Annotated in this window: 12 protein-coding genes; 8 read left to right on the forward strand and 4 right to left on the reverse strand. The window is 59.8% G+C overall.

Translation table 11 applies throughout. The features are described from left to right. Positions 1 to 11 precede the first annotated feature (11 nt). On the forward strand, positions 12 to 1,670 hold the full coding sequence (locus HNQ64_RS02490; protein ID WP_184204930.1) for a serine/threonine-protein kinase: 1,659 nt from the start codon (positions 12 to 14) through the stop codon (positions 1,668 to 1,670). Between the two features lie 11 nt (positions 1,671 to 1,681). Here HNQ64_RS02490 and HNQ64_RS02495 read toward each other — a convergent pair whose 3' ends face one another. From HNQ64_RS02495 to HNQ64_RS02505, 3 genes are all read right to left on the reverse strand, one after another. Continuing rightward, positions 1,682 to 2,083: a hypothetical protein gene (locus HNQ64_RS02495; protein ID WP_184204933.1), complete on the reverse strand. Its 402-nt coding sequence runs from the start codon at positions 2,081 to 2,083 to the stop codon at positions 1,682 to 1,684. A 128-nt stretch (positions 2,084 to 2,211) separates the two neighbouring features. Further along, entirely contained in the window at positions 2,212 to 3,198 is a 987-nt protein-coding gene (locus HNQ64_RS02500) for an ABC transporter permease (RefSeq protein ID WP_184204935.1), read from the reverse strand. Further along, entirely contained in the window at positions 3,191 to 4,111 is a 921-nt protein-coding gene (locus HNQ64_RS02505; RefSeq protein WP_184204938.1) for an ABC transporter permease, read from the reverse strand. The genes HNQ64_RS02500 and HNQ64_RS02505 overlap by 8 nt, the downstream gene beginning before the upstream one ends. Positions 4,112 to 4,213: 102 nt before the next feature. Here HNQ64_RS02505 and HNQ64_RS02510 point away from each other — a divergent pair, with 102 nt between their 5' ends. The 4 genes from HNQ64_RS02510 (at position 4,214) to HNQ64_RS02525 (ending at position 6,779) form a co-directional block, all read left to right on the forward strand. Then, positions 4,214 to 4,807 carry a 5-formyltetrahydrofolate cyclo-ligase gene (locus HNQ64_RS02510; protein WP_184204941.1) on the forward strand — a complete coding sequence of 198 codons (594 nt, stop codon included), beginning with the start codon at positions 4,214 to 4,216 and terminating at the stop codon, positions 4,805 to 4,807. Between the two features lie 71 nt (positions 4,808 to 4,878). Further along, positions 4,879 to 6,105, forward strand: coding sequence for a tryptophan synthase subunit beta (gene trpB / locus HNQ64_RS02515; protein WP_184204944.1), 1,227 nt, complete (start codon positions 4,879 to 4,881; stop codon positions 6,103 to 6,105). 60 nt (positions 6,106 to 6,165) lie between these two features. Continuing rightward, a complete protein-coding gene (locus tag HNQ64_RS02520) occupies positions 6,166 to 6,396 on the forward strand; it encodes an AbrB/MazE/SpoVT family DNA-binding domain-containing protein (RefSeq protein ID WP_184204947.1) in 231 nt (76 codons plus the stop codon). Continuing rightward, entirely contained in the window at positions 6,393 to 6,779 is a 387-nt protein-coding gene (locus HNQ64_RS02525) for a type II toxin-antitoxin system death-on-curing family toxin (protein WP_184204949.1), read from the forward strand. The genes HNQ64_RS02520 and HNQ64_RS02525 overlap by 4 nt, the downstream gene beginning before the upstream one ends. Before the next feature lie 13 nt (positions 6,780 to 6,792). Here HNQ64_RS02525 and HNQ64_RS02530 read toward each other — a convergent pair whose 3' ends face one another. Next, entirely contained in the window at positions 6,793 to 7,380 is a 588-nt protein-coding gene (locus HNQ64_RS02530; protein ID WP_184204951.1) for a hypothetical protein, read from the reverse strand. Between the two features lie 174 nt (positions 7,381 to 7,554). Between HNQ64_RS02530 and HNQ64_RS02535 the strand changes: the two genes are divergently transcribed. The 3 genes from HNQ64_RS02535 (at position 7,555) to HNQ64_RS02545 (ending at position 10,933) form a co-directional block, all read left to right on the forward strand. Beyond that, the gene (locus HNQ64_RS02535; protein WP_184204954.1) at positions 7,555 to 8,205 is read left to right on the forward strand and encodes a methyltransferase domain-containing protein; all 651 of its coding nucleotides are present in this window, start codon (positions 7,555 to 7,557) and stop codon (positions 8,203 to 8,205) included. A gap of 73 nt (positions 8,206 to 8,278) precedes the next feature. After that, positions 8,279 to 9,313, forward strand: a complete 1,035-nt coding sequence (locus tag HNQ64_RS02540) for a peptidoglycan-binding domain-containing protein (RefSeq protein ID WP_184204971.1) — start codon at positions 8,279 to 8,281, stop codon at positions 9,311 to 9,313. Between the two features lie 171 nt (positions 9,314 to 9,484). Further along, entirely contained in the window at positions 9,485 to 10,933 is a 1,449-nt protein-coding gene (locus HNQ64_RS02545; RefSeq protein ID WP_184204974.1) for a pectate lyase, read from the forward strand. The last annotated feature ends 248 nt before the right edge of the window (positions 10,934 to 11,181 follow it).

The raw sequence follows: 11,181 nt of genomic DNA on the forward strand, positions 1-11,181 counted from the left end.
CCCAGTGACTTATGTCTGCCACCCCAGACCCTTCATCCACCCCTGAGCTGACGGATTCTCAGGCGCAGGGGCTATGGCAGGCGGGTCAACCTCCTGTGCATGGGGCTACCTGGGTGCCCCCCTCCGTCGCTTCCTTGCAGGCATCCCTGCCACAGTTTCAGGTGCAGGCCTTCATCGCTCGCGGCGGCATGGGCGCCGTGTACCGTGCCGTGCAGCCCGCTCTGGAACGAACCGTAGCCATCAAGGTACTGCCGCCTGAGCTAGCCCGGCTAGACCCCGCCTTCAGCCTGCGCTTTCAGCAGGAAGCGCGAGCGATGGCACGGCTGAAGCACCCCCGCGTGGTCACCGTCCATGAAGCGGGTGAAACTCACGATGGCCTGCCCTATCTGGTCATGGAATTGGTGGAGGGCATGGACCTGGCGCAGTGGCTAAAAAGCACGGGCCCCCTGCCACAGGATGAGGCCATCCGCATCACCGCCCAGGTCTGCGATGCGCTGGCCTACATGCACAGCCAGGGTGTGATCCACCGCGATATCAAGCCCTCCAACATCATGGTGGGGCCTGAGGGTCAGGTAAAGGTGATGGACTTCGGCCTTGCTCGCCAGCCTTTGCAGGCGGGTGAATCCCTCACACTCAGCGACGTGGCCGTGGGCAGCCCCGACTTCATCGCGCCTGAAGCCTTTTCCCCCGGCCTGTCTCTGGATGGCCGCGCAGACGTGTATGCCGTGGGCGTGCTGCTTTACCAGATGTTGACCGGCCACCTGCCGAAGGGCCGCTTTGCCCTGCCCACCCAACTGCGGCGGGATGCCTATGCGGGCCTGGACCGCGTGGTGGACCGCGCTCTGCAAACAGATCGTGACCAGCGCTACCCCAGCGTCCATGAGATGCAGCAGGACCTCTCGTCCCTGTATCTGGAAAAACCCACTGCTGCGCCCAGTCCCTGGACACGCCGCCGCCTCACCAGCGGTCTCATCGTCAGCGTGGCCACCGCCACCACAGCAGCCGCTTGGTTTTGGCTCCGTCCCGCTGCTCCTCCGCCAGCCATGGCCAGTGACTCACTGCCATGGATCAATCTCACCACACAGATGGATCCCGTGCTGGACCGCTTTTGGTCCATCGGTCGCGTGGGCAAAAACCAGTGGCACCGGCAGGGCACGGACTTCGTTTACACCCCTGATGGTCGCGTGGGCAAACTCATCTGCCCCGGCCTCCTGGAGTGTGGGGACTTCGACCTTGAAATCTGCTACACCCCCACTTCCCCAGACATCCCGCTCTACGTGGACTTCCCCAAAGAATCCCAGCAAGGCCTGCAAAATGGCGTTTGTTCGATAGAGCTCAGCTCCCGGCGCATCCTTACCCATGGGCGTGTCCTGTGGGAAAGTCCTGGGGCCACTTACACCCCCGGCAAGCGCCTAACCATCAGATTGGAAATTCGCAACGTCCTTGAGGCTCGTCACCTGCGTGTCGGTTACGATGGGCGGTGGCTGGGCAAAGCGGAAATAGGTCCTGTGAAAAAAGTGCGAGGGGGCCTAGGCTTCGGCATGGACAGCGGGGCTACGGGCCTAACCGTGCATCATTTCAAATTGCTACCCGGCAAGGACAGCCGCTGGATCGCCGACCGCTCCCTCGCCTTTCACGGCCCGGCCAACATGGCCCCGAAGGACAAGTAGCGGCTGGTGGCTCAATTCAAGCCCACGCGTTGCAGCCCAGGAAAGCTGGAGCGCATCTTGGGACAGGTCTTCGTGGGGCGACTGCGAGGTTGCTGCGTCATCGCAGTCAGCGCACTGTCGAGCAATAACGAGACTTGAAAACCATGCTCGCCACTAGGACGTCGCAGCGCCGGGCATTCCACCACATAACCACGCAGGGTCACCCATTCTTCATTGGTGCTTTCTGGGGCAGATAAATGCGGGATGGCACTGCGTAGGACGCGGATTTGCAGCTCAGACCCAATGTCAAAACGCTGCCGAGACCAAAACACCAGACCGCAATCAGAGACGGTGCAAAGCTCAACGATGGTCTGCCCGGCCCCGCTGCGTTGGCTGGCGGAGTTTCCCTGTTGGTGCTGGCTGGGCTTTGCCATGAGGACAGGAACTTGTGGGGGGGGACACCTATTCACAACCAAAGCTGCGAACAACGAAAAGAAGGCGCAGGCTTTCTTAAAGTCAATTGCCTAGTCAACGAATGACGCGGCATTCCAGCAACATTTTTTCACTCCGCAGACTTGGGATCAAAGGCATCCCGAAGCCCATCACCCAGGAAATTCAGCGCCAAAAGACTCAGCGACATGAGCAGCGCCGGGAAGGCGAGTAGCCACCATTTGCTCTCGAGCGGATTGATTACCTGCGCTCCATCCTTCAGCAGAGAGCCCCAGCTCGCAGCGGGGTCTTCGATGCCCAGACCGAGGAAACTCAGGAAGGACTCATCCAGGATGACGGCGGGGATTGTCAGCGTGAGATACGTCAAAATAAGGGTGCTCAAATTCGGCAGCAAGTGCTTACGCAGGATGGTCCAGCCCCCCTGGCCCATCGCACGGGAGGCAGTGACGAAGGTCATCTCTCTCAGCACCAAGACCTGCCCCCGAATGATGCGCGCCATGGTCAGCCATTCCACCAGGCCTAGCGAAAGGATCATCACCAAGATCTTTGAATACGGAATGAGGTAACGTGCGGCCTCCTCCAGCTTCCCCCACTGCTGCTCCTGCGCCCACAGCCGGGTGCCGTCCAACCAATCTTTAAAAACCCCATCAAAAGCGGCGATGAAGATCATGATGAAAAGGATGCGCGGCACCGCATACAGCATATCCACTGTGCGCATCATGAGGGCATCCACACGCCCACCAAAGAAGCCACTGACCATGCCATAGGTGGTGCCAATGAAGAGGGAAATGAGAGCGCCGATGATGCCCACCCCCAGCGATACCTGGGCCCCCGTGAGAAGGCGATAAAACAGGTCCTGGCCATTCACATCCGTGCCGCACAGGTGCAGCAGGCCGTGCTCTTGACCTAACGACAAAGGTGGCAAAAAAGTACCGCTGCTAGTTGCCTTCAGACTTTCCGGCAGTAGAAACGGTAGCGTGAAGGCCACCAGGGCCACAAAGCTGAGGTAGATGAGCGAGATCATCGCCGGGCGATTCCGCCGGACAATGGCCCAGCCTCCTGGGCGGCTGATAGCGGCTGCGGTGGGAGCTTTAGCCATGGAGCTGGATGCGTTTATCCAGGACGCTGTAAAGCAGGTCCACGATGAGGTTAAAGACAATGAGCAATGTGCAGTAGATCACCACCGCACCGCAAAGGAGGAAGGCATCGCGATTCTGGATGGCATTCACAAAGATGCTGCCCGCACCGGAGATGTTAAACACACTCTCCACAATCATCGAACCTGTGAGCAGATGAGCCGCCAGCGGGCCGAGATAGGTGACCACCGGCAGGATGGCCACCTTCATGGCATGGCGTGCCAGGGCCTGAGATTCCGTCAGCCCCTTCGCCCGTGCCGTGCGCAGAAAGTCACTTTTCAAAACATCCAGGAGGCTGTTGCGCATGAGCCGCGCCACATAGGCCACATACGGCGCCGCCAGACAGCAGGCTGGCAGGATGAGGTGCTGCACACTGCCCCAGCCGCCGACCGGCAACCAGCCTAACCAAAGAGCAAACACCGCGACCAAAAACGGCCCGGTGATGAAAGAGGGGATGGAAATGGCCACGATGGCCCCAAACATGGCCGTCCAGTCCACCGCCGTGTCCCGCCGCATGGCCGCGAGACTGCCGATGAAGACACCCAGCACACTGGCGATGACAAAGGCCACCCCGCCCAGCTTGATGGACGTGGGCATCTTCTGTGCCAGGATCTCCGCCACGCTCCAGTCACGGTATTTGAAGGACACGCGCAAGTCCAGCCGGGCCAGATCTCGCAAATAAGCGGTGTATTGCTGCCACAGGCTGCCATCCAGTTTGTACTGTTTTTCCAGCGCTTCCTTTACCTGGGCCGAGCTGGTCTTTTCACGATCAAACGGCCCGCCCGGCAGCGAGCGTGTCAGAAGAAAAGTGAGTGACACCGCAAAGAACAGCACCAGGAGGCTGCTCAAAAGACGGCGGAAGAGAAAGGCGACCATTCACGGGAATGATGCAGGCGCTTTCTAAAGGTGGCAAGCGCGGGACGGAATGTCTCGCAACTTGCCGCTTTCCAAAGGCCTGCTCTTTGGCCACATACGCCCATGTCCACCGCCCCTCTCACCAAAGCCGACCTGCGCCGCCAAGTCCGCGAACGCCTGCGCGCCATGCCTGTGGAGGAGCTAGCCGTTTGGTCCGAGCAAATTGTCCAGCGCCTCATGGCGCGGAGAGATCTCTGGGCACGACCTGGCACCGTCAGCCTCTTTGGGGGGCTGCGAAATGAGCCAGATATCATCACCACCCTGCTGCCCTGGCTGCGCACTCACGGCTGGCAGACGGCCCTCTTTGCCATGGAGGGGGTGGAACTGCATGCCTACGAGGTCACGGGTGATCACGATCTGGAACGCGGGCCCCTGGGTGTATGGGTGCCAGTGGTCTCACAGTGCCGCCCCATTCCCCCGGAGGAATTGACACTCATCCTCGTCCCTGGGCTGGCCTTTAGCCACAGCGATGGAGGCCGCCTGGGCCGTGGCGGTGGTTTTTATGATCGTTTCCTGGACCTACCCGCCGTGAACGCTGCCCTCGTGGGCCTGTGTTTCGAGGCCCAAGTCTTGCAGGAAATCCCCCGTGAAAGCCACGATGCCTGCGTGCCCACCCTCATCACCGAGCAAACAGAGAGGTCTTGGCCACCGCTTTAAGACTTCCTTTTGCCCGATTTCTTTCCTGCCCTTTGCCAAGCCGCGTATCTGATTTATCCTGCCCTCCCGCCATGACTGCTGCCCCTGCTGCTTCTCTCCCCGCAATGCCTGACAAACACGGCCACTTTGGCCGCTATGGAGGCATGTTTGTGCCGGAGACGCTGATGTCTGCTCTCAATGAACTCTCCGAAGAGTATGAGCGTGCTAAGGCTGACCCACTTTTCCAAACCGAGCTGAACCGTCTCCTGCACGAGTACGTCGGCCGCCCCACCCCCCTTTATTTTGCGGAGCGCTGGACAGAGAAACTGGGCGGTGCACGCATCTACCTGAAGCGTGAAGACCTCCTGCACACGGGCGCACACAAGATCAATAACGCTCTCGGCCAGGCCCTCCTGGCTCTGCGTTTGGGCAAACAGCGCATCATCGCTGAAACGGGCGCGGGTCAGCACGGCGTGGCCACCGCCACCGTCTGCGCCCGCTTCGGTCTGGACTGCACCATCTACATGGGCAAGGTGGACATGGAACGCCAGGCTCTGAATGTGGCACGCATGCGCTTCCTCGGGGCCAAAGTTGTGGCCGTCACCGCGGGTCAGGCCACCCTGAAAGAGGCCGTCAATGAGGCCATGCGTGACTGGGTGACCAATGTCCGCACCACCCACTACATCCTGGGCAGCGCTCTGGGCTCTCACCCTTTCCCCATGATGGTACGGGACTTTCACCGCGTCATCGGGGTGGAAGCCCGCCAGCAGATCCTGGAGCGTGAAAATCGCCTGCCAGATCTCCTCGTGGCCTGTGTAGGCGGTGGCAGCAACTCCATCGGCCTTTTCCATCCCTTCCTCAATGACGCCAATGTGCGCATGATCGGCGTGGAAGCTGGTGGCGACGGCATCGTGCCCGAGCGCCACGCTGCCCGTTTTCAAGGCGGTCGCCTGGGTGTCTTGCAGGGCACGAAGACCTGGCTGCTAGCCAACGATGACGGCCAGATCGAGCTCACGCACAGCGTCAGCGCCGGTCTGGACTACGCTGCCATAGGGCCTGAGCACGCCTGGTTGCATGACGAAGGTCGCGTGGAGTACAACTACGCTACGGACACCGAGGCCCTGGAAGCCTTCCAGGAACTCAGCCGCGTGGAGGGCATCATCCCCGCTTTGGAAAGCAGCCACGCCATCGCCGAAGTCCAGAAAGTCGCGCCCAAAATGAGCAAGGATCAGGTCATCATCGTCAACCTTTCCGGTCGCGGTGACAAAGACGTGGCCCAAGCCGCCCGCATGATCTTCCAGGAAGAGCTGAAGTTCTAAGCGTCTCCAATGAACGGTGTAATCACTTGATGTTATAACATCCGTGGCTACACTGTCCTTATGGTTCTGGAACTCAAACTTCGCAAGATTGGCAACTCGGTGGGCCTCGTCCTGCCCAAAGAAGCCCTCGCTCATTTGAAAGCAGACGAAGGAGATTCTGTGTTAATCACGGAATCTGCAGATGGGAGTTTGCGCCTGAATGCTTCCAATCAAAACGTCAGCCGCCAGATGAAAGCAGCGCAGAGCATTATGGAGCGTTACCGCAATACCCTCCGAGAACTGGCCAAATGAACGAGCCCGAGTGGATTGAAAAAGAAACAGTTTTAGGACTGCATGAACAGTCACTGCATGATCATGGCGGCTCTCCAGGCATCCGCGACGAGGGATTGTTAGACTCTGCTTTGGGTAAACCGATAAATGTCTTCGCGTATGGTCACCCCACCTTGTTTGATCTGGCAGCTAGCTATGTGTATGGCCTCGTCAAAAACCACCTTTTCCTGGATGGCAATAAACGCACCGGATTCATCACTGGCATCTTGATGCTCGAACTCAATGGCTATCACTTCACGGCGGGGGAAGCTGATGCGGCAGTTCGCACCTTGGCTCTGGCTGCAGGCGAAATGACGGAGGCTGCCTATGCGGCGTGGCTGGAGTCGAATTCCGCACCCGCTTGAGAGCTACACGCTCTCAGGACCGGGGGCGCGCCATGAGGGTGATCTCGGGGCGGCGGATTTCTTCCTGGATGTATTCGCCTGAGGCAGGGGTGGGGGCTTCCACTTCGATCGCCCTCAGTGCAGGTACTTCGGCGCGGCGCACTTCTTCGATCGCCTGCGGCTGGCTGGTATGGGCCACCTCGGCCCGTCGCACCTCGAACAATGTTCCCACGGGGGCCACCTCAGCGCGGCGGACTTCCTCCCGCACCACCACCCGCTCACTCGCTGGGGTGTAGCTGCGCACGGCGTTCATCACCAGGCTGGACCGGGAAGGAGCCACTTTCAGGGCCGTGTTGAGGATTTCCTGCACCAGCGCTGGTTTGGCCCGCACGGCATCCATGGCCGCAGTGACGATCTCCGCCGCGCAGGCTTCATTGATCACCAGGGCATCCTCCAGCCGCATTACCATCAGGTCTGGCCGCTCCTGGATGGCTTTGGTCAGATTCGTACACAGGATCTCACAGGGCGACTGCCAGATCTCAGCCCTCGGGGCCAGGGACTCCTCCGCATGAAGTGCCAGCCCGGAACCGAGCAGGAAAATCAGGGGTGAAAAACAGCGCATGGGAGGCATCTTTATCAGGGTGGGCAGATCCAGCACAAGCCTAAACGGCAGGCACACACTCTTTCCCAGACGCGCGACATCCATGCCAAATTCGCCACTGTCTGCCGTTCGAGGCCTTTTTTTGCCCTCGTCAGCCCACTTGCCAGAGAGCCTGGATGATGTTCCAATTCGCCCATGAACGAGCCTTTCAGCACGCCGCAGGCATCCCCGGCCGGAGATTCCCTCCTGGTCCATGCCTCTACGTCGCTGCCACCGTCCATCGCCCAAGACATGGCGAAGCTGAAAGGCCTGCTGCGGGAAAGTCTGCAGCCGAACCTGAAAGCTGCCAATGATCTGCGCATCCTCAACCTCGCCTGCGGACGCTGCGATGAGGCGGAAACGCTGGTCTCCGTGGGCCAGGAACTCACTCCCGGCGGCCAGGTAGAAATGATCGGCGCGGACATCCGCATCCGCGAAATCCGCCAAGCGCGTGAGCAGCACGCCCATTTGCCGGCGAAGTTTCTCATCGAGGACGCGACGAAGATGGATCAACACAAGGAACTGGGAGATGACTTCAACCTCGTCTTCCTGCGTCATCAGAACTTCTGGCACGGGCAGGAGCTGTGGAAAAAGATCTTTGACCAAGGCATCGCCAAACTCCGACCCGATGGCATGCTGGTCATCACCAGTTACTTCGATGTGGAGCACAAACTGGCCCTCAAAGCCCTGGAAGCGCTGGGCATGGAAGTGGTGAGTAATAAGCGCAACAAAGCCTCCCGTGCCCTTTCGGATGCCCCAGGGAAATCCGTGGACCGCTGGGTGGCTGTGCTACGGCGCAAGGCCTAGGCTGGAGTGGTGGGTAGGAAAAATCGGCACAAAGGATTGAATGCAAGCGTGGGCCTGTGCGTCAGAGTGAGGGATGAAACTAAAACTTTTTTCCCTGAATCTGGGCTCCGGTGTGGCGGTCTTGCTGGCCGCTCTGGTGGTAGGAGCGCCCATGGCCTCCCAGGCTGCCCGGGAGGATTCGCGTCGTGAGCGGGCCCCCAGCCAAGCACGGCCTGCTGCCCCTAGCCGCCCATCGCCTTCCCGGCCCACCCCCTCTGCTAGCCGCCCCCCTGCGGCACGTCCTTCGGCCCCACGCCCCTCCGTCTCCCGGCCCAGCACGCCGCAGCGCCCCCCTACAGTGAGCCGGCCCAGCGTGCAGCGCCCACCTTCCGTCTCCCGCCCCACCACGGTGGTGCGGCCAAAGACCGCTTATGAAAAGGCCTACCCGGGACGCAGCCCCCAGCGGCCGACGGTGACCACCCGCCCCACGCCAGAGCGGCCTTCAGTGACCCGGCCCAGCGTCCCTAGCCGCCCTTCCGTGACGCGTCCTAGCATACCCAAGCGGCCTTCGATTGTGACACGCCCAGGTTCCGGTTCGGATAGGCCTACGATCACCCGCCCAAGCGTGCAGCGCCCTTCGGTGAGCCGCCCGCTGACGCCTTATGAAAAAGCCTATCCTGGGCGCCGCCCAGGCGTGGTGGCTGCCGCCCACAGCGGTCATCGCCACTTTACCGACTCGTCGCGTTTCGCACGGATTGACCGTCATGAGGCCTACCGCTCTTATCCCCGCAGTCACTACCGGCTGTGCCATGGGCAGGGCTGGCGCGGTCTGGGCTGGTATTTCGGCCCGCCGAACGTGTCCTACTACTATGAGACGCCCGGTGTGTCTTATTACAGCTCTCGCAGCTACGCCCCAGCTAGTTATGTGAATCTGACGTATTCCCCAGTGAATTCGCTGGACTACTCCGTGCAGGAAGCCCTGGCAAACTTGGGCTACTACGACGGCCCTCTGGATGGTGACATCGGTCCGATGTCTCGCCTTTCGATCGCGAATTTCCAGGCTGACAACGGTTTGGAACCGACGGGGATCATTGATGAAGTGCTGCTGGATTACCTCGGCATCGAATGATGGGTGATCTGCCTCTGACAAAGGGCAAATTTTGAGTCAGGTCCCAAGGGGCCGGGCTTGAGGTTTGCCCTTTTTCGTGGGTTCGAGATGAGGCGCGTTTGCGCTAAAAAACAACATTCGTGATGAAATGGAGACGGCAAAGGCGTTCAGCCATGGACCGCCCAACCTTCCATGAAAAAGTTTCTCTGCCTCCTCCTGCCCTTAGTGGCCCTGGCCGCCGATCCCCTGCCTGAGCCCGCCGTGGTGACGGCGGCGATGAAAAAAGCGACGTCTTTTTACACGGAAAAACTGGCTGTGCATGGGGGCTATGCCAGTTCCTGGACCAAGGATCTGAGCCTGGGCATGACGGAGCATAAGAAGTCGAAGACGGTCATTTCCATCCAGCCACATGGCACCACGACGGTGGGCCTGGCGCTGGTGAAGGCCTATCAGGCCACGGGGGATGCGCAGTTTCTAGAGGCGGCCAAAGCAGCAGGCCGCGCCCTCGTGGAGTGCCAGCTTTCCAGCGGTGGCTGGGAAAGTGCCATGGACTTTGCCGAGGAGTCCATGAAACGCTACCACCTGCGCCAGCAGGTGCTGGCAGGGGATAAGGAACCTGGTAAACGCCACTACCAGAGTACGTTGGATGATAATAAAACGCAGTCAGCTTTGCTCTTCCTCCTCGAGCTGGCGCATCTGCCGGAGTGCAAGGAAGAGACCGCCCTGCATGACAGCCTGAAAGCTGGGCTGGATAGCCTGCTGGCTGCTCAATACCCGAACGGCGGATTTCCCCAACAGTATGCGGGCCCGGTGGATGCAAGCACGCCGGTGCTGAAGGCGGCCTATCCAAAAGCATGGCCACGGGAATTTCCCAAAGAGAACTACGTGGGCTTTTACACGCTGAATGATGGCAACATGCAGAAGATCGTCCAACTGCTGCTACGTGCGTATGAGTTGACCCAGGAGGAGCGCTTCCTCAGTGCCTCGAAAAAGGCAGGAGATTTTTTTATCCTCGCTCAGATGCCTGAGCCGCAGCCCGGCTGGGCCCAGCAGTACAATCTGCAAATGGAGCCAGTGTGGGCGCGCAAGTTTGAGCCGCCCTGTGTGACGGGTGGGGAAAGCCTGAGTACCATGGAGACGCTGCATGAGCTCTACGTGGTGACGGGAGATGAAAAATATCTCAAGCCCCTGCCCGCCGCCTTTGCCTGGTATGAAAAATCTGCCCTGCCGGATGGCCAGTATGCTCGGTTTTATGAGCTGCAGACGAATAAGCCCCTCTACTTCGTGAAGGACACATATGAGCTGGTGTATGACGATGGCAACCTGCCCACGCATTACGGCTTTAAGCTGGATACCGTGGGCCGTGATCTGGAGCGCCTGAAGGAGCTGCTAAAAAAACCACGGGAAGAACTGCTGGCGAAACGGGCCGCACCCACCACGGAGAAAAGCTGGACCAGCCGCGCGAAAGGAGCTGTGGATAAAACCGTGCAGGCGCTGAAAACGCAGACGCCTGAAGGGTATTGGCTGAAGGGAGACGAGATCGAAGCAGCCGATTTTGTGAAACACATGCAAGCCATGAGTCTGTATGTGGAGGGCGCGCGCAAAGGTGGCGAAGCGTTTGAGAAACTCAAAGTTCGTTAGGGCATTTTAAATGATCTTGAGCACACGAGGGCTCGGGGGAGGGACCGTGCAGAGGGCGTGAAGGTGTCGTTTAGAGGAATAGGGCACCTTTTGCGAACGAGGTTCTGCGGGCTGTGACCACCCCCTCACCTTGGCATCTCCCCCCAATTCTTGGGGGGAGAGGGAATGCGCTTTTGAAAGCTCAAAATTGAAGACCGAACGGCTGCTAATCATGGAGCGAACGAGGTATGAACCGCTCTGAAATTCAT

The organism is Prosthecobacter dejongeii (genome assembly GCF_014203045.1).
In the GTDB taxonomy this organism is placed as follows: domain Bacteria; phylum Verrucomicrobiota; class Verrucomicrobiia; order Verrucomicrobiales; family Verrucomicrobiaceae; genus Prosthecobacter; species Prosthecobacter dejongeii.

What these genes read in the sequence shown, in the direction of transcription:
- HNQ64_RS02490 (WP_184204930.1), top strand. Translation starts at nt 12, where the DNA reads ATGTCTGCCACCCCAGACCCTTCATCCACCCCTGAGCTGACGGATTCT.
- HNQ64_RS02495 (WP_184204933.1), bottom strand. Translation starts at nt 2,083, where the DNA reads ATGGCAAAGCCCAGCCAGCACCAACAGGGAAACTCCGCCAGCCAACGC.
- HNQ64_RS02500 (WP_184204935.1), bottom strand. Translation starts at nt 3,198, where the DNA reads ATGGCTAAAGCTCCCACCGCAGCCGCTATCAGCCGCCCAGGAGGCTGG.
- HNQ64_RS02505 (WP_184204938.1), bottom strand. Translation starts at nt 4,111, where the DNA reads ATGGTCGCCTTTCTCTTCCGCCGTCTTTTGAGCAGCCTCCTGGTGCTG.
- HNQ64_RS02510 (WP_184204941.1), top strand. Translation starts at nt 4,214, where the DNA reads ATGTCCACCGCCCCTCTCACCAAAGCCGACCTGCGCCGCCAAGTCCGC.
- trpB (WP_184204944.1), top strand. Translation starts at nt 4,879, where the DNA reads ATGACTGCTGCCCCTGCTGCTTCTCTCCCCGCAATGCCTGACAAACAC.
- HNQ64_RS02520 (WP_184204947.1), top strand. Translation starts at nt 6,166, where the DNA reads ATGGTTCTGGAACTCAAACTTCGCAAGATTGGCAACTCGGTGGGCCTC.
- HNQ64_RS02525 (WP_184204949.1), top strand. Translation starts at nt 6,393, where the DNA reads ATGAACGAGCCCGAGTGGATTGAAAAAGAAACAGTTTTAGGACTGCAT.
- HNQ64_RS02530 (WP_184204951.1), bottom strand. Translation starts at nt 7,380, where the DNA reads ATGCGCTGTTTTTCACCCCTGATTTTCCTGCTCGGTTCCGGGCTGGCA.
- HNQ64_RS02535 (WP_184204954.1), top strand. Translation starts at nt 7,555, where the DNA reads ATGAACGAGCCTTTCAGCACGCCGCAGGCATCCCCGGCCGGAGATTCC.
- HNQ64_RS02540 (WP_184204971.1), top strand. Translation starts at nt 8,279, where the DNA reads ATGAAACTAAAACTTTTTTCCCTGAATCTGGGCTCCGGTGTGGCGGTC.
- HNQ64_RS02545 (WP_184204974.1), top strand. Translation starts at nt 9,485, where the DNA reads ATGAAAAAGTTTCTCTGCCTCCTCCTGCCCTTAGTGGCCCTGGCCGCC.